The organism is Achromobacter sp. NCFB-sbj8-Ac1-l (assembly GCF_052695805.1).
The window spans coordinates 1392214-1408747 of the sequence record NZ_CP199812.1; the positions used below are offsets into that span (position 1 = coordinate 1392214).

At 66.0% G+C, this 16534-nt stretch carries 16 protein-coding genes; 8 read left to right on the forward strand and 8 right to left on the reverse strand.

Annotated elements, in window-relative coordinates:
- Positions 1-19 precede the first annotated feature (19 nt).
- The 5 genes from nth to fdxA form a co-directional block, all read right to left on the reverse strand.
- Complete coding sequence (gene nth / locus ACUDP5_RS06420; protein ID WP_445658405.1) at positions 20-655, reverse strand: endonuclease III; 636 nt, start codon at positions 653-655, stop codon at positions 20-22.
- The gene (gene rsxB, locus ACUDP5_RS06425) at positions 652-1287 is read right to left on the reverse strand and encodes an electron transport complex subunit RsxB (protein ID WP_263910468.1); all 636 of its coding nucleotides are present in this window, start codon (positions 1285-1287) and stop codon (positions 652-654) included. The genes nth and rsxB overlap by 4 nt, the downstream gene beginning before the upstream one ends.
- A 62-nt stretch (positions 1288-1349) precedes the next feature.
- Positions 1350-2576, reverse strand: coding sequence for a polyhydroxyalkanoate depolymerase (locus ACUDP5_RS06430; RefSeq protein ID WP_263910469.1), 1227 nt, complete (start codon positions 2574-2576; stop codon positions 1350-1352).
- A 234-nt stretch (positions 2577-2810) separates the two neighbouring features.
- Positions 2811-3611, reverse strand: a complete 801-nt coding sequence (locus tag ACUDP5_RS06435; RefSeq protein WP_445658406.1) for a ferredoxin--NADP reductase — start codon at positions 3609-3611, stop codon at positions 2811-2813.
- Positions 3612-3657: 46 nt separating this feature from the next.
- Positions 3658-3981 (reverse strand): ferredoxin FdxA, encoded by a 324-nt coding sequence (gene fdxA / locus ACUDP5_RS06440; protein WP_006389264.1) that lies wholly within the window; start codon positions 3979-3981, stop codon positions 3658-3660.
- A 155-nt stretch (positions 3982-4136) separates the two neighbouring features.
- Here fdxA and pncB point away from each other — a divergent pair, with 155 nt between their 5' ends.
- Complete coding sequence (pncB, locus tag ACUDP5_RS06445; protein ID WP_445658407.1) at positions 4137-5312, forward strand: nicotinate phosphoribosyltransferase; 1176 nt, start codon at positions 4137-4139, stop codon at positions 5310-5312.
- A 69-nt stretch (positions 5313-5381) separates the two neighbouring features.
- Positions 5382-5735 (forward strand): RidA family protein, encoded by a 354-nt coding sequence (locus ACUDP5_RS06450; RefSeq protein ID WP_025137108.1) that lies wholly within the window; start codon positions 5382-5384, stop codon positions 5733-5735.
- 120 nt (positions 5736-5855) lie between these two features.
- Here ACUDP5_RS06450 and ACUDP5_RS06455 read toward each other — a convergent pair whose 3' ends face one another.
- On the reverse strand, positions 5856-6365 hold the full coding sequence (locus ACUDP5_RS06455) for a flavodoxin family protein (RefSeq protein WP_445658408.1): 510 nt from the start codon (positions 6363-6365) through the stop codon (positions 5856-5858).
- A complete protein-coding gene (locus ACUDP5_RS06460; RefSeq protein WP_445658409.1) occupies positions 6362-7195 on the reverse strand; it encodes a M90 family metallopeptidase in 834 nt (277 codons plus the stop codon). Before ACUDP5_RS06460 ends, ACUDP5_RS06455 begins: the two co-directional genes overlap by 4 nt.
- Positions 7196-7570: 375 nt before the next feature.
- Here ACUDP5_RS06460 and ACUDP5_RS06465 point away from each other — a divergent pair, with 375 nt between their 5' ends.
- Positions 7571-9892, forward strand: a complete 2322-nt coding sequence (locus ACUDP5_RS06465; protein WP_445658410.1) for a RelA/SpoT family protein — start codon at positions 7571-7573, stop codon at positions 9890-9892.
- Between the two features lie 82 nt (positions 9893-9974).
- Here ACUDP5_RS06465 and ACUDP5_RS06470 read toward each other — a convergent pair whose 3' ends face one another.
- Positions 9975-11288: an MFS transporter gene (locus ACUDP5_RS06470; protein ID WP_025137112.1), complete on the reverse strand. Its 1314-nt coding sequence runs from the start codon at positions 11286-11288 to the stop codon at positions 9975-9977.
- A 122-nt stretch (positions 11289-11410) separates the two neighbouring features.
- Here ACUDP5_RS06470 and argE point away from each other — a divergent pair, with 122 nt between their 5' ends.
- The 5 genes from argE (at position 11411) to ACUDP5_RS06495 (ending at position 16490) form a co-directional block, all read left to right on the forward strand.
- The gene (gene argE, locus ACUDP5_RS06475; protein ID WP_445658411.1) at positions 11411-12562 is read left to right on the forward strand and encodes an acetylornithine deacetylase; all 1152 of its coding nucleotides are present in this window, start codon (positions 11411-11413) and stop codon (positions 12560-12562) included.
- 116 nt (positions 12563-12678) lie between these two features.
- On the forward strand, positions 12679-13878 hold the full coding sequence (gene trpB / locus ACUDP5_RS06480; protein ID WP_263910478.1) for a tryptophan synthase subunit beta: 1200 nt from the start codon (positions 12679-12681) through the stop codon (positions 13876-13878).
- Between the two features lies 1 nt (position 13879).
- Positions 13880-14746, forward strand: coding sequence for a tryptophan synthase subunit alpha (gene trpA, locus ACUDP5_RS06485; RefSeq protein ID WP_263910479.1), 867 nt, complete (start codon positions 13880-13882; stop codon positions 14744-14746).
- Positions 14747-14783: 37 nt separating this feature from the next.
- The gene (accD, locus tag ACUDP5_RS06490; RefSeq protein ID WP_445658412.1) at positions 14784-15662 is read left to right on the forward strand and encodes an acetyl-CoA carboxylase, carboxyltransferase subunit beta; all 879 of its coding nucleotides are present in this window, start codon (positions 14784-14786) and stop codon (positions 15660-15662) included.
- Between the two features lie 279 nt (positions 15663-15941).
- Positions 15942-16490: an acyloxyacyl hydrolase gene (locus tag ACUDP5_RS06495; RefSeq protein ID WP_263910481.1), complete on the forward strand. Its 549-nt coding sequence runs from the start codon at positions 15942-15944 to the stop codon at positions 16488-16490.
- Positions 16491-16534: the final 44 nt, after the last annotated feature.

Consider the following 16534-nt stretch of genomic DNA (forward strand, 5'->3'; position numbering starts at 1 on the left):
CGTTTGACGGATACCCGGATCAGGCCGGTGTCTTGGCCTTGAATTCGCACAGGTCGGAAATACCGCATTGAGGGCACTTCGGTTTGCGCGCCACGCAGACGTACCGGCCTTGCAGGATCAGCCAGTGATGGGCGTCCTGCATATATTCGCGGGGCACGAATTTCTCGAGCTTGAGCTCGACTTCCAGCACGTTCTTGCCGGGCGCGATGCCGGTGCGGTTCGACACCCGGAAAATGTGCGTGTCCACCGCCATGGTGGGTTGGCCGAAGGCGGTATTGAGCACCACGTTGGCCGTCTTGCGGCCCACGCCCGGCAGGGCCTCGAGCGCCTCTCGCGTCTGCGGCACCTCGCCACCGTGCTGCTCGATCAGGATGCGGCAGGTGGCGATCGCATTCTTGGCCTTGGTGCGGAACAGGCCGATCGTCTTGATGTAGTCCGACAGCCCTTCCTCGCCCAGCGCCAGCAAGGCTTGCGGCGTGCCGTAGCGCGGGAAGAATTTGCGCGTGGCGAGGTTCACCGACTTGTCGGTGGCCTGGGCCGACAGCAGCACCGCGATCAGCAGCTGGAACGGCGTGTCGTATTCCAGTTCGGTGGTGGGGTGGGGATTGGCCGCCTGCAGGCGGGCGAAGATCTCTCGGCGTTTGGCGGCGTTCATGGGCGCGGGGCGTTGCGGCGGGCCCGGGCGCGGGCCAGCGCGGATTCAATGGCGGCGCGCTTGCGCTCGTCGTCCTGGGCGGCATCGGCGGCGGGCGCCGGCGCTTGGGTCGGCTCCGGGGCCATCAGGCGGGCGTTGTCGGCGGCCAGGCGCTCGATGCGTGCCTGGTGGTGCCGATGGCGTTGACGGCCGGCGGCGGCGTCTTCGGCGGTCCACGCACGGCCCGCGGGCACCATCTCGATGCAATCGACCGGACAGGGGGCCACGCACAGGTCGCAGCCCGTGCACCAGTCCGCCAGCACCGTGTGCATGTGCTTGTTGGCGCCGACGATGGCGTCGACCGGACAGGCCTGGATGCACAACGTACAGCCGATGCAGTGCGCTTCGTCGATGCGGGCGACCAGCAGTGGCCCTGGCTCGCCCCGGGTCAGGTCCAGCGGCAGCAGCGGCGTATCCAGCAGGGCGGCCAGCGCGGCGATGCCTTCGTCGCCGCCCGGTGGGCAGCGGTTGATGGGGGCGGTGCCCTGGGCGATGGCGTCGGCATAGGGCCGGCAGCCGTCAAAACCGCACTTGGTGCATTGCGTCTGAGGCAGCAAGGCATCGATGCGGTCGGCTAATGAGCGACAGGACATGGCGGGCGATGAAAAGAAAAGGGGCCGCTCGGGCCCCGTGGGAATACGGCGCGCGGAGGCGGTCAGGCAGATTGCCGGATGAATTCCGCGATTTTAGGACAGATCATTTCGCGCCACCGGCGGCCCGAGAAGATCCCGTAGTGGCCGCAGTTGGGCGCGGTGTAGTGCGACTTGCGCTCGGCCGGGATGTTCTTGCACAGCTTGATGGCCGCGCGGGTCTGGCCCTGGCCGGAGATGTCGTCCAGTTCGCCTTCGATGGTGAACAACGCGACCTTCTTGATGTCGGCCGGACGCACCAGCTGGCCGTCGACCTCCCAGGTGCCGCCGGGCAGCGCGAATTCCTGGAACACCATGCGGATCGTGTCCAGGTAGAACTCGGCCGGCATGTCCAGCACCGCGTTGTATTCGTCGTAGAAGCGGCGATGCGCTTCGGCGTCGTTGTCGTCGCCGCGCAGCAGGTCCAGGTAGAACTCGTAGTGCGACTTCATGTGGCGGTCGGGATTCATGGCCATGAATCCGGCGTGTTGCAGAAAGCCCGGGTAGACCTTGCGGCCCGACCCCGGGTAGCGCGGCGGCACCGGGTGGATGACCTGGTTCTCGAACCACGAGTACGGCTTGGTGGTGGCCAGGCGGTTCACTTGCGTGGGCGACTGGCGCGGATCGATGGGGCCGCCCATCATGACCATGCTGCGCGGCTGGCAGGGGTCATTGGCGGACGCCATCAGCGACACGGCGGCCAGCACCGGCACGGTGGGCTGGCAGACCGAGATCACGTGCACGTCGGGGCCCAGGTGCCGGATGAAATCCTGCACGTAGCGGACGTAGTCGTTCAGGTGGAACGGACCGGCCGACAGGGGCACCATGCGGGCGTCGATCCAGTCGGTGACATAGATGTCGTGATTCGGCAGCAGGGCGCGCACGGTATCGCGCAGCAGCGTGGCGTGGTGGCCCGACATGGGCGCCACCAGCAGCACCTTCGGGTCGGCCTGCGAGGCCTGGCGGACGTCGCGGTGAAAGTGCACCAGGCGGCAGAAGGGCTTGTCGAGCACGACCGATTCGGTCACCCGGACGGACTTGCCGTTGATCTCGGTGGCGGGCAGGTTCCAGGCAGGTTTCTGGTATTCCTTGCCGATGCGCGTCATCAGCTCGTACCCCGCGGCCATTTGGCGCGAGATCGGGGTGTAGGCAAGGGGACTGTAGGGACTGGAGAACAGCTGGGAACCGGCATCCGTGAAAGCAGCGAACGGAGTCAGGAAGGCGCGCTGCATTTCGTGCAATTGGTACAGCATTTGGGGAAGTCCTTCTGGGTCGTGCGTGTGCCCCGATTATTGCGCCGGGGAGTAACGGTATTTCCAATTCGTCTGACGAAAGCGTCCGAAAATCGGCATTTGTGTTGCAAAAATGCGACCCGTCATCCCTTGTGCACCAGTTTAGGGCGGAACCAGACGGTGGCAATCGCCCCAAAAGGGGGAATTTCGGCCTAGGCCGGACGGGTCAGGCCAGCATCCGGGCCGGGCGGGAAGTCACCAGTAGTTTTCCACCGCCAGGTTGCCGGGGATGCCACGGCGGCCCGGCTTGAAGCCGCGCTCGCCCAGCAGCTTGCGGGCGTCGGCCAGCATGTCTGGGTTGCCGCAAAGCATGATCTTGGCGTGCTCCGGGTCCAGCGGCAGGGCTGCCAGCTGTTCCAGGCCGCCGTCGGCGATCAGCGTGGTCAGGCGCGCCTGCGGCATGCCGGGCAGGGCCTCGCGGGTGGCGATCGGCAGGTAGACCAGCTTTTGCGGGTCGGCGGCGAATTGCTCGGCCAGGGCCGGATCGCGGCGCCAGCCTTCGATTTCGTCGCGGTACGCGAGCTCTGCGGCGGTGCGCACGCCATGCACCAGGATGATGCGGCGATAGTCGCGCCAGACGGCCGGGTCGCGCAGGATCGATAGGTAGGCCGACAGGCCGGTGCCCGACGCCAGCAGCCAGAGATCGCCGCCGGGGGCGAAGCGTTCCAGCGTCAAAAAGCCGTAGGGCGCTTTTTCGACGTACAGCGCGTCGCCTGGCTGCAGCCGCGCCATGCGCGGGCTGAACAGGCCTTCGGGCACCACGATGGAATAGAACTCCAGCCACGGCTGCTGCGGCGCCGACACCATCGAATAGGCGCGCCACAAGGTGGGCGGGCCGTCGGGCTCGTCAGCGCCGGGCAGGCCGACCCGGGCGAACTGGCCCGGCTGGAAGGAATACGCGTCGTCGCGCGTGACGCGCACGGAGAAGAGCTTGTCGGGCACCCAGGTGTGGACGTGGGTGACGGTCTGGCGCGTGTATTTGGAATCGTCGGTCATCGGGGCATCACGCGTCGCGGGCCGGGCGGGGCCACGCGCTCGCGGATTATTTTTCCAGGTATTGCAGCTTGTCCTGCTTGCCGTTCCATTCGTCGGCGTCGGGCAGCGGCTTCTTGGCGCGGCTGATGCTGGCGAACTCGGGGGAGAGCTCGGCGTTCAGGGCGATGAAGTTCAGCTGGTCCTGCGGCACGTCTTCTTCGGCGTAGATCGCATTGGCCGGGCATTCCGGGATGCAGACGGCGCAATCGATGCATTCGTCGGGGTCGATCACCAGGAAGTTGGGACCCTCACGAAAACAGTCCACCGGGCACACATCTACGCAATCGGTGTACTTGCACTTGATACAGTTTTCGGTGACGACGTGGGTCATTCAGGAACTCCGGGCGGGCGGCATTTGTGTTTTGTTGGGCCGATTTTACCCAATGCGGCGCCAAACCGCCGTGAATACCCGTGTTGACATCGTGGCACATTGGGGGAACGGGCCGTCCCTTCGTGCTATGGTGTCGCGAAACGATACGCGCAACCATGATAATCACTTCGCTGCTCGACACCGATCTGTACAAATTCAGCATGATGCAAGTGGTGCTGCATCAGTTCCCCGCTGCCCAGGTCGAGTACCGTTACAAATGCCGCACGCAGGGCGTCAACCTGCGTCCCTATCTGGACGAAATCCGCGAAGAAGTGCACCAGCTGTGCCAGCTGCGCTTCACCGCCGACGAACTTAAATATCTGGGCGATTTGCGCTTTATCAAAAGCGACTTCGTCGACTTCCTCGAACTGTTCCACCTGCCGGAACGCTGCATCCACATCACCGAAGGCGATGCGCCCGGCGAGATCAGCATCGAGGTCAAGGGGCCGTGGCTGCACACGATCCTGTTCGAGATCCCGGTGCTGGCCATCGTCAACGAGGTCTATTTCCGCAACACCCGCAAGCATCCCGACTGGGAAGAGGGCCGCAAGCGCCTGCAGTCCAAGATGCACCTGGTGCTGGACGACCCCGCGCTGGCCGATTTCCGCGTGGCCGAATACGGCACCCGCCGCCGTTTCTCCAAGGTCTGGCACGAGGAAATCGTGTCCACCATGAAGGCCCAGATGGGGCCGCACTTCGCCGGCACCAGCAACGTGCTCCTGGCCAAGCAGCATGAAGTGCTGCCGCTGGGCACTATGGGCCACGAATACCTGCAGGCCTGCCAGGCGCTGGGGCCGCGGCTGCGCGATTCCCAGGTCTTCGCCCTGGAGGTGTGGGCCAAGGAATACCGCGGCGACCTGGGTATCGCGCTGTCCGACGTCTACGGCATGGACGCCTTCCTGCGCGATTTCGACATGTACTTCTGCAAGCTGTTCGACGGCGCGCGCCACGATTCCGGCGATCCCTTCATCTGGGGCGAAAGGCTGCTCGAGCACTACCGCAAGAATCGGGTCGACCCGCGCGCCAAGACGCTGGTGTTCTCCGACTCGCTGACCTTCCCGCGCGCCATCGAACTGGCCCGGCAGTTCGCCGGCCGCTGCAAGGTGTCGTTCGGCATCGGCACCAACCTCACCAACGACCTGGGCCACGAACCACTGCAGATCGTCATGAAGATGGTCCGCTGCAACGGCCAACCGGTAGCCAAGGTGTCCGACGCGCCCGAAAAGACCATGTGCGACGATCCGGCCTACCTGGCCTATCTGCGCCAGGTCTTCCAGCTGCCGCCCGCCTGAGGCCGCGGCAGGGTAAAGTTCGGCATTCGCATTGTTCCAACCCGTCAACTCGTCACTAGGGGAATATTCATGAGCAGCATCAAGCGCTTCCACGTCGCCAAGCGCCTGTCGGACATGGCCGTTTACAACGGCGTCGCGTACCTGGCAGGCCAGGTGCCGGACGATGCCAAGCTGGACATCACCGGCCAGACCGAGCAAGTGCTCGCGACCATCGACCGCCTGCTGGCCGAAGCCGGCACCGACAAGACCAAGATCCTGATGGCCCAGATCTACGTGGCCAACATGAAGGAATTCGATGGCATGAACAAGGCCTGGGACGCCTGGGTTGCCGATGGCAACTCGCCCCCGCGCGCCACGGTCGAGGCCCGCCTCGCCAATCCCGACTTCAAGGTCGAGATCGTCGTGACGGCCGCAGTCGCTTAAGACCGCGCTCGCATCATGTCGAAAGCCCTCCGGCGCGCCGGAGGGCTTTTTCGTTTCCGCGCCAGGCGCATCGCGGGTGGCGGCATCGGTGCGGGCCGCAGCGGTCGCGCCATCAAGGGGCTAGCCCGCGGTCAGCAGCAAGCCGGCCAGGAGGCCGCCGGCCTCTTCGCAGCGCGCCAGGTCGGGCTGCGGCACCGTCTTGGGGGCCGATATCTGCTGCGGCGTCTGTGCGCCCAGGTTGACGATCAGGGGCGCCGCCACCGCCCGCAAGCGCCAGCCCGTGCAGATGCGCTCGACCTGGCGGGCGGCGCCCGAGCCGTCGCTGCCGGCGCTGACCAGGCAGGCGTACGGCCGGCCCGCAATGCGGTCCAGCACCCCGTAGTAACAGCGGTCGAAGAATTCCTTCATCTCGCCGCTCAGGCTGGCCAGGTTCTCGGGGGCGCAGAACAGCAAGCCGTCGCTGGCCAGCACCTCGTCCACCGTGGCATCGCGCGCGGGTCGCAGGATCACGGCCAGGTCGTCCGGCTGCTCCAGCAGCGTGGCCGCGGCCGCAGCGCCCCGGGCGGCGGCTTCAGCCATCTGCCGGGCCGCGCCGGTGCGCGAATGCCAGACGATCAGCAGCTGCTTCACGGGTAGCGCCTCAAGGTGTCCTGGCGGTAGTAGGCCTGCAGCAGGCCGAACCACTCGGGCAGGGCTTCGGACATGGGGTAGGGGTCGACGAAGAAATGTTCGGAACTGACCGCGAAGAATTCGGCCTCGTCGGTGGCGGCATACGGGTCCAGCGGCAGTTGCCCGTACCAGGCGTCGGCCGCCTCGCTTTCGGGGTCCACGTCGTGCGGGATGGCTGCCTCCACGGCGTCCACCGCGGCAATGAAGCGGTCCAGGCTGTCGTCCAGGATGCGGCGCCAGTCACGTGCGTTCAGGTCGCCGTGCGCCGCCAGCGACGGCATGCCGTCGGCAAAGCCCGATTGCAGGTCCAGCTTGTGCGCGAATTCGTGGATCACCACATTGAAGCCGCCCTCGGACAACTGCGAGTCTTCCCAGGACAGCACCAGCGGGCCGCCTTCCCAGGCCTCGCCGGCCGCGTCCTCGACGTATTCGTGCATCACGCCGTCTTCGTCCAGGCGCTTGCGCGGGATGCGGAACCCGGCGGGGTAGACGATGATCTCGTCCCAGCCTTCGTACAGCTTGGGCGTCAGGTTCAGGATCGGCAGGCTGGCCTGGGCCGCGATCGACAGGCGCATGAAGTCGGTGACTTCCAGGCCCTGCGCGCCGTTGAGGGTCTTGCTGGCTAGCAGCCATGCCGACCGGGCCAGCAACTGGGCGGTCTCGTCGGCATCCAGCGCCGCCAGGAACGGGTGGGTTTCCAGCACCTGCCGCCAGAGGTCGGGTGCGATCCGGGCCTGCATTTCCGCCACCTTCGACGGGTTTGCTCCCCGGCCCTTGAGCCAACGCAACATAAGCTTGGGTTCCTTCTATATATGTCCGGGCACCGCCGGAGTTTCCGTACTTGTTTCCGAGGGCCTGCTAACACTAAAAGGAGCCTCGCACAGGCCAGTAATCGGTCGCCAGGCTAGGCGCGGTCGCCGCCGCGTGGCTGTGCCACGCAAGGTGAGCGCAACGACGCCTGGCGACCGATTACTGGCCTGCCCGAAGGGTGAGTACCCAAATGAGTGCCTCTCAGCGTTGCGAATGCTCGCCGTGGTGCCGCCACGACTGCGCTTCGCGCCTTGATAGCCACTCATGTGGGTACTCATGCGAGGATCCTTTTAGTGTTAGCAGGCCCTAGTGTAGAGTGTCGGAATCTTCCATTCCCGCCCCGCAATACGTCCGCGATGTCCACCCCGCCTGTACCCGACGCGCCTTTGCCTTTCGACGCTGCCTGGCGACAGGAGGCGGGTTCAGGCCTCGACGCCGACGGCCTTGCGCTTATCGACCAGGCGGTGGCCTGGTCGGTTCCCCGCTTCGAGGGGCAGCAGGCCCTGACGGGCGAGCCGCTGGCCTCGCACGGCGCCGGCGTCGTGCGCATCCTGGCGGCCCTGCATACCGACGCGGCGACCCGCGCCGCGGCCTTGCTGGCCGCCTTGCCCACCGACTTGACCGTGCCGGCGCCCCCCTTGCGCAACGATCCGGTCGCGGCCGCCTTTGGCGCCGAAGTCGCCCGGCTGGTACAGGGTACCCGCGCCCTGCTGCGCCTGGGCGTGGTGGCCCGCCAGGCCAGCGATGCCGAAGCCGAAAGCGGCAGCCAGAAAGAGATGCAGCGCAAGATGCTGCTGGCCATGGCGGCCGACCTGCGCATCGTGCTGATGCGCCTGGCGTCCCGCTTGCAGACCCTGCGCTGGCACGCCGAAAGCAAGACCCCGTGCTCGACCGCCTTCGCCCGCGAGACCCTGGACCTGTACGCGCCCCTGGCCAACCGGCTGGGCATCTGGCAGATCAAGTGGGAAATGGAAGACCTTGCGTTCCGCTTCCTCCAGCCGGACAAGTACAAGCAGATCGCGCGCCTGCTCGAAGAAAAGCGTGTCGAACGCGAGGCCTTCATTGCCGGCGCCATCGAACGCCTGCAAGCCGCCCTGGCCAGGCATGGCATCGAGGCCGAAGTCAGCGGCCGGCCCAAGCACATCTACAGCATCTGGAACAAGATGCGGGTCAAGCGGCTGGACTTTGCGCAGATGTACGACCTGCGCGCGCTGCGCATCATCGTGGACGACGTGCGCGCCTGCTACACGGCGCTGGGCATGGTGCACGAGATGTGGACGCCGCTGTCCAACGAATTCGACGACTACATTTCGCGGCCCAAGCCCAACGGCTACCGGTCGCTGCATACCGTGGTGGCCGACGACGACGGCCGCCCGTTCGAGGTGCAGATCCGCACCCGCGAGATGCATCAGTTTGCCGAATACGGCATGGCTGCGCACTGGCGCTACAAAGAGGCCGGCGCCAAGGGCGGCCAGGTGGCCGCGTCCAGCGAATACGATCGGCAACTGGCCTGGATGCGCCAGTTGCTCGCCTGGAACAGCGATGTCGAATCCGGCGATGCGCCGGCGGCTGACGGCGCCGACTCGGCCAAGGCCGACGCCGCCAAGCCGGACGCAGGCAAGCCGGCGTCGGGCCGGGGCGCTGGCGGCAAGGGCCGCCATGCGGCCACCGAGCCCGCGCCGTCGGATGAGCGCATCTACGTGCTGACCCCGCAGGCCCGCGTGATCGAACTGCCCGCCGGCGCCACCCCGGTCGACTTCGCCTACCACTTGCACACCGACCTGGGCCACCGCTGCCGCGGCGCCCGTGTCGACGGCCAGATGGTGCCGTTGCAGACGCGTCTGGCCACCGGCCAGACGGTCGAGATCATCTCGGCCAAGTCCGGCGGCCCCTCGCGCGACTGGCTCAATCCGCAACTGGGCTTCCTGGCCAGTCCGCGCGCCCGCGCCAAGGTGCGCATGTGGTTCAACGCCATCGAACTGCAGCAGCGCATCACCCAGGGCCAGGCGCTGGTCGAAAAGGAATTGCAACGGCTGGGCAAGACCGCCGTCAACCTGGAACAGCTGGCGCAGAACCTGGGCTTCGCCCGGGCGGATGACCTGTACGTCGCGGCCGCCAAGGAAGAGTTCAGCCTGCGCCAGATCGACGCCGTGTTCCAGGCGCCGGCCCCCGTCGTCGAGCCGCAGCCGGCAGCCTTGCGCCACGCCAGCGCGGGCAGTGCCGAGAAAAGCGGCAAGAGCGGCGTGCTGGTGGTGGGCGTGGGCTCGCTGCTCACGCAGCTGGCGCGCTGCTGCCGCCCCGCGCCGCCCGATGCCATTGCCGGCTTCGTCACCCGCGGTCGCGGCGTGTCGATCCACCGCAGCGATTGCCACAGTTACCTGGCGCTGGCCGCGCGCGAGCCCGAACGGGTGATCGAAGTGGCATGGGGTGACACCCCGGCGGACACGTTCTACCCCGTCGATATCAGCGTGCGCGCGCACGACCGCTCAGGCCTCTTGCGGGACCTGTCCGAAGTCTTTGCGCGCTTGCGCCTGAACGTGGTGGGCGTGAACACGCAGAGCCGGCAGTCGCTGGCCCACATGGTGTTCACGGTGGAAGTGCGCGGCGGCGAATCGCTGGCCCGCGCGCTGGATGCGCTGGCCGAGGTGCCGGGCGTGTCGTCGGCGGTGCGCCGCTAGCGGGTCGGAACCGGCCAGGCCGATCGCCCTGGCCGGTCGCAGCGCCCCGCAACCCGCAGGTTGCGAAGCGCCCGCCGCCGTATCAATGATCCAACCGTTCGTGCGCGCGGTCGCGCATGTAGAACGATGCCACCAGGCCCAGCGCCACGCCGAACATCACGTAGTAGGCGGGGGCCATCGGCGAACCGGTGGTCTTGATCAACCAGGTCACGATGAACTGCGCGAAGCCGCCGAAGATCATCACAGCCACGTTATAGGCCAGCGACAGGCCCACCGAGCGCACCCGTGCCGGGAACAGCTCGGCCATCACCGTGCTGAACACGCCGAAGAAGGCCGACACGAAGAAGCACACCACGATCTGCACCGTCAGCAGGCGGGCGATCGACGGGGCGTCCGACAGCCAGTAGTACAGCGGGTACAGCACCACCAGGTAGCCGATCAGCGAGCCGATCACGATCGGGCGGCGGCCGACGCGGTCGGACCAGGCGCCCATGAACGGCGTCAGCAGCACCATCAGCGCGGCGCCGGCCATCTGCACCAGGAAGGTCTGGTTCAGCGGCAGTTTCAGGATCTGGGTCGAATAGGTCACCAGGTACGTGAAGGTGATGTAGATCGACACCGTTGCCGTCACCACCAGGCCCACGCCGATCAGCGTTTCGCGGGTGTGCGTGCGCACCATGTCCACCAGGCTCAGGCGTTGCACCTCGCCGCGTGCGGCGGCCTGGCGCTCTTCTTCCTTCATTTGCTTGAAGGCGTCGGTTTCGTCGATGTTGCGGCGGATATAGATCGCGATCGGCACAATCACCAGGCCGAACGCGAACGGCAGGCGCCAGGCCCACGCGGCGATCTGTTCCTGGGTGAAGAACTCGGTGATCAGCGTGCCGCAGGCGGCGCCGATCAGCAGGGCCAGCATCTGGCCGGCCATCTGCCACGAACCATAGAAGCCGCGCTTGCCGTTGGGCGCCATTTCGATCAGCAGGGCCGTCGAGGTGCCGAATTCACCGCCGGCCGAAAAGCCCTGCAGCAGTCGCGCGATCAGGATGAAGATGGGCGCCAGGATGCCGGCGGCGTGGTAGGTGGGCGCTACGGTGATCAGCGCAATCGACACCGCCATCAGCGAGGTCACCAGCACCATGGCGGCTTTGCGGCCCTTCTTGTCGCCATACATGCCAAGGATGATGCCGCCGACCGGACGCATGAAGAAGCCGACGCCGAAGATCGCCGTGGTCATCAGGATCGCGTTCAGCTCGCTGCCGGGCACGCTGGGGTCCGTCGGGAAGAACAGCTTCGAGATGATCGGCGTCATGAACGCGAACACCAGGAAGTCATACCATTCGAGGGCGTTGCCGATGACTGCCGCCACGATATTGCGCGTGGGAACTGCTTTGTGCTGCACGGTTTCTCCTTGGGGGGCTTTTGCTTGACGGGCGACATTCTATGCCCTGGTTCGCCGATGGGGGCCAGGACGCCGCGGCGTCCTGGCTTTACACTTCTCTTTTTCCCCAAGAGAGTTGCTACATGAACGCGCGCACCTGGCTGGAGACGCTGGTTGGTTTTGACACCACCAGCCGCAATTCCAATCTTGCCCTCATCGAAACCGTCCGCGATTGGCTCAAGGGCCAGGGTGTCGATGCGTGGCTGGCGCACAATCCGGAGCGCACCAAGGCCAACCTGTTCGCCACGCTGCCGGCGCAAGACGGCGGCCTGCAAGGCGGCATCGTGCTGTCGGGCCACACCGACGTGGTGCCGGTCGATGGCCAGGACTGGGCCACCGACCCCTTCAAACTGATCGAAAAGGACGGCCTGCTCTATGGCCGCGGCAGTTGCGACATGAAGGGCTTCATCGCGGGTTCGCTGGCGCTGGTGCCGGAATTCCTGGCCATGCCGCGCAAAAAGCCCATCCACCTGGCGTTCTCGTACGACGAAGAAGTCGGCTGCGCCGGCGCGCCCTACATGCTGGCCGACCTGCACGATCGCGGTATCCGCCCCGAAGGTTGCGTGGTGGGTGAACCCACCGGCATGCAGGTGGTGGTGGCGCACAAGGGCATCAACCTGTTCCGCTGCAAAGTGCACGGCAAGGCGGCCCATTCGTCGCTGACCCCGCGCGGCTGCAACGCCATCGAATACGCCGCCCGCCTGATCTGCCGCATCCGCGACCTGGCCGACAGCTTCAAGGCCAACGGCCCGTACGATCAGTTCTACGACGTGCCGTTCTCCACCATGACCACCAACCAGATTCGCGGCGGCATCGCGGTCAACACCATTCCCGAACTGTGCGAATTCACCTACGAATTCCGCAACCTGCCGGGCATGCAGCCGGACGAGATCCAGGCAGAAGTCGAAAAATACGTGCGTGATGAGCTCCTGCCGCGCATGAAGGCCGAATTCGACGGCGCCAGCATCGAGATCGAGACGGGCGCGGCCGCGCCCGCCCTGGAAGCTTCCGAGGAAGCTGCCATCACCCAGCTGGTGCGCGCCCTGACCGAAGACCGCGCCACCCGCAAGGTGGCCTACGGCACCGAAGCCGGCCTGTTCCAGGGCATCGGCATTCCTACGGTGGTCTGCGGCCCCGGCCATATCGAACAGGCCCACAAGCCCAACGAGTTCGTCGCGCTGGATCAACTGGCGTCGTGCGAAACCTTCCTGCGCCGCCTGGGGCAGTCGCTCTGAGGCGCCGGGCGGCGGCGGGGCGCGTCCCCGCCACCGCCCGCGTCAGGTAAAATGACGGGTTGCAAACCGGATTTGCGGCTGGCAGTGGTCAGCCGCGATACCGGGGGAGATGCTTGGTGAAACCTTACGACTTTCCGGATGCCCAGGGCCATTTCGGCCCTTATGGCGGTGTTTTCGTGGCGGAAACGCTGATGCACGCGCTCGACGAGCTGCGTGCGGCCTATGACCATTACCGTGTCGATCCCGCCTTCCTGGAAGAGTTCAACTACGAACTCAAGCATTTCGTGGGCCGTCCCAGCCCCGTCTACCATGCCCGGCGTTGGTCGGACCTGGTTGGCGGCGCCCAGATCTGGTTCAAGCGCGAAGACCTGAACCACACCGGCGCGCACAAGGTCAACAACTGCATCGGCCAGGCCTTGCTGGCCAAGCGCATGGGCAAGCCCCGCGTCATCGCCGAAACCGGCGCCGGCCAGCATGGCGTGGCCTCGGCCACCGTGGCCGCCCGCTATGGCATGGAATGCGTGGTCTACATGGGCAGCGAAGATATCCGCCGCCAGGCCTCCAACGTCTATCGCATGAAGCTGCTGGGCGCCAAGGTCGTGCCGGTCACTTCCGGTTCGCGCACCCTGAAAGACGCGCTCAATGAAGCGATGCGCGACTGGGTCACCAACATCGAGAACACGTTCTACATCATCGGCACGGTGGCGGGTCCTGACCCCTATCCCCGCATGGTGCGCGACTTCCAGACCGTCATCGGCAACGAATGCCTGACGCAGATGCCCGAAGCCATCGGCCGCCAGCCCGACTACGTCGTGGCGGCGGTGGGCGGCGGTTCCAACGCCATGGGCATCTTCCACCCCTACATCCCCTACGAAAACGTGCGCCTGATCGGCGTCGAGGCGGCGGGCGAGGGCATGGAAAGCGGCAAGCATGCGGCCTCCCTGGCTGCCGGCCAGGTCGGCGTGCTGCACGGCAACCGCACCTACGTCATGCAGAATGCCGACGGCCAGGTCCAGGAAACCCATTCGGTCTCGGCCGGGCTGGATTACCCCGGCGTCGGCCCCGAGCACGCCTGGCTCAAGGATTCCGGCCGCGCCGAGTACGTCGGCATCACCGACGACGAAGCCTTGAAGGCCTTCCACGACTGCTGCCGCATCGAAGGCATCATGCCGGCGCTGGAGTCTTCCCACGCCATTGCCCAGGCCGTGAAAATGGCCGCCACGCTGCCGCGCGACGCCGTCATCCTGGTCAACCTGTCGGGCCGTGGCGACAAAGACATGCATACCGTCGCCGAACGTGCCGGTATCGAGCTCTAACATGACGACAACCCGCTCTGATCGCATCGCCGCCGCCTTTGCGCGCACCGCCGAATCCGGCCGCGCCGCGGCGCTGATCCCCTACATTGCGGCAGGCGATCCGTCGCCCGCCGCCACCGTGCCGCTGATGCACGCACTGGTCCAGGCCGGCGCCGACGTCCTTGAGTTGGGCGTGCCGTTTTCCGATCCCATGGCCGACGGCCCCGTGATTCAACGCGCCGCCGACCGGGCCATTGCCCAGGGCGTGGGCCTGGCTCGTGTGCTTGAGCTCGTCGCCGACTTCCGCCAGCAGGACACGGCCACCCCCGTGGTGCTGATGGGCTACGCCAATCCCATCGAAAGCATGGGCCAGGCCGAATTCGCCCGCCGCGCCGAAGCCGCGGGCGTGGACGGTGTCCTGGTGGTCGACTATCCACCCGAAGAGATCGTGGAGTTTGCCGACGTCCTCGGCCGCCACGGCATCGCTCCGATCTTCCTGCTGGCCCCCACGTCCACCGACGAACGCATCCAGGCCGTCGCCAAGGTCGCCCGCGGTTACGTCTACTACGTGTCGCTCAAGGGTGTCACGGGTGCCGGTTCGCTCAACACCGACAGCGTGGCTGAACGTCTGGCCGTCATCCGTCGCTACGTGCGCGACATTCCGGTCGGCGTGGGCTTCGGCATCCGCGATGCCGAAAGCGCCCAGCGCGTGGCAGGCGTGGCCGACGCTGTCGTCATCGGCAGCAAGCTGATTGAAACCATGGAGCAGGCGGTGGCCAACGTCCCCGCGGCCCAGCAAACCGACGCTGCAGTCGCCGCCGCCAGCGGCTGGCTGCGCACCATCCGGCAAGCGCTGGATCAAGTAAAACGACAAAACGCGTCGGCCTGAGCGGCTTGGCGCGACCTCCTAACGGGATGAAACAACAATGAGCTGGATCGAAAAACTCCTGCCTCCTCGCATCAACAAGACCAGCGACAGCGGCGCCCGCCGCGTGCCTGAAGGCCTGTGGGTGAAATGCCCGTCATGCGAGACGGTGCTGTACAGCGAAGACCTGGCTGCCAATCTGCACGTCTGCCCCAAGTGCGACCATCACATGCGCATCGGGGCCCGTGCCCGTATCGATTCGCTGCTCGACCTTGAAGGCCGGGTCGAGATCGGCCAGACCACGCGCTCGGTCGACACGCTGAAGTTCAAAGACACCCGCAAGTACCCCGAGCGCCTGCAGGAAGCCGTCAAGCAAACCGGTGAAACCGACGCGCTGGTGGTGGTCAGCGGCTCGATCCGCGGCGTGCCCGCCACGCTGGCCTGCTTCGAATTCGAATTCATGGGCGGATCCATGGGCTCGGTGGTGGGCGAGCGCTTCGCGCGTGGCGCCCAGGCTGCGCTGGACAACAAGACGCCCTTCATCTGCGTGGCCGCCTCGGGCGGGGCGCGCATGCAGGAAAGCCTGCTGTCGCTGATGCAGATGGCCAAGACCAATGCCATGCTGACGCGCCTGTCGGCCGCCGGCCTGCCTTTCATCAGCGTCCTGACCGACCCCACCATGGGCGGCGTGTCGGCCAGCTTCGCCTTCATGGGCGACGTGGTCATCGCCGAACCCAAGGCGCTGATCGGCTTTGCCGGCCCGCGCGTGATCGAGCAGACCGTGCGTGAAAAGTTGCCCGAAGGGTTCCAGCGCGCCGAGTTCCTGCTGCAAAAGGGCGCCATCGACATGGTGATCGACCGCCGTCAGTTGCGTGAGGAAATTGCCCGCCTGTTGGCGCTGCTGACCAACCAGCCGGCTGACGTCGTCACCGCCGCCTGACCTGCCGCACCGGCTCGCCCAGGTCTTGTCGTCCTGGGTGCGCCTGCTGCCAATCGCCGCTCGCGCCATCGTGTGCCAGCGGCGTTTTCTTTGCCTGCGATGAGGGCGGGTGACGCCCTCATTTCACCGCGTTGGCGGAACAGTGTTTTCCGCGCGGATTGTTGCCATATTGCGACACATTGCGAGCCTTCTGGCCCGGTTTTTGCTATGTTGTGAAGTACCGGAAAATCTCGTGATTCGACCGAGAGTCTTGTCCCAATAAATACGGAGTTCCTCCCAATGCAGTCGACGAAGAAGAAAATGCTCACGCGCCTTGTCGGTTTGGCCCTGGCCGGCGTCGCTACCTTTGCCAGCGCGCAGTCGTCCGAGGGTACCCAGGGCGGCGTAAGCGCCCACTATGGCATTGGTGACCACTACCAACGTTTCACCCTGAACTACGAAACCCCGTCGATCTGGACGTACCAGTTCGGCGGCAACTGGGGGCGTCTGGACCTGACCCCCGAATTCGGCGCGTCGTACTGGTGGGCCAATAGCGGCCGCTCGCCGGGCCACGTCTGGCAACTGAACGCCATCCCGATGTTCCGCTGGTGGACCGGCGATCGCTTCTACCTCGAAGCCGGTATCGGCGCCACGGTGTTCTCCAGCACCCGTTTTGCCAACGAGAACATCAGCACGGCCTTCCAGTTCGGCGACCACGTCGGCCTGGGTTTCCTCCTGACCCCGAACAACCGTATCGGCGTGCGCTATTCGCACTTCTCCAATGCCAGCATCAAGCGCCCGAACCCGGGCCTGGACACGGTTCAGCTGACCTACACCTACCAGTTCTGATCCTTACCCCATCGGCATCAAGAGAACCCTCGGCAGCGAGGGTT

Coding starts and splice junctions, on each gene's coding strand:
- pncB (WP_445658407.1), top strand. CDS start 4,137: ATGATAATCACTTCGCTGCTCGACACCGATCTGTACAAATTCAGCATG.
- ACUDP5_RS06465 (WP_445658410.1), top strand. CDS start 7,571: ATGTCCACCCCGCCTGTACCCGACGCGCCTTTGCCTTTCGACGCTGCC.
- nth (WP_445658405.1), bottom strand. CDS start 655: ATGAACGCCGCCAAACGCCGAGAGATCTTCGCCCGCCTGCAGGCGGCC.
- ACUDP5_RS06435 (WP_445658406.1), bottom strand. CDS start 3,611: ATGACCGACGATTCCAAATACACGCGCCAGACCGTCACCCACGTCCAC.
- fdxA (WP_006389264.1), bottom strand. CDS start 3,981: ATGACCCACGTCGTCACCGAAAACTGTATCAAGTGCAAGTACACCGAT.
- ACUDP5_RS06460 (WP_445658409.1), bottom strand. CDS start 7,195: ATGTTGCGTTGGCTCAAGGGCCGGGGAGCAAACCCGTCGAAGGTGGCG.
- rsxB (WP_263910468.1), bottom strand. CDS start 1,287: ATGTCCTGTCGCTCATTAGCCGACCGCATCGATGCCTTGCTGCCTCAG.
- ACUDP5_RS06430 (WP_263910469.1), bottom strand. CDS start 2,576: ATGCTGTACCAATTGCACGAAATGCAGCGCGCCTTCCTGACTCCGTTC.
- ACUDP5_RS06450 (WP_025137108.1), top strand. CDS start 5,382: ATGAGCAGCATCAAGCGCTTCCACGTCGCCAAGCGCCTGTCGGACATG.
- accD (WP_445658412.1), top strand. CDS start 14,784: ATGAGCTGGATCGAAAAACTCCTGCCTCCTCGCATCAACAAGACCAGC.
- ACUDP5_RS06495 (WP_263910481.1), top strand. CDS start 15,942: ATGCAGTCGACGAAGAAGAAAATGCTCACGCGCCTTGTCGGTTTGGCC.
- argE (WP_445658411.1), top strand. CDS start 11,411: ATGAACGCGCGCACCTGGCTGGAGACGCTGGTTGGTTTTGACACCACC.
- trpA (WP_263910479.1), top strand. CDS start 13,880: ATGACGACAACCCGCTCTGATCGCATCGCCGCCGCCTTTGCGCGCACC.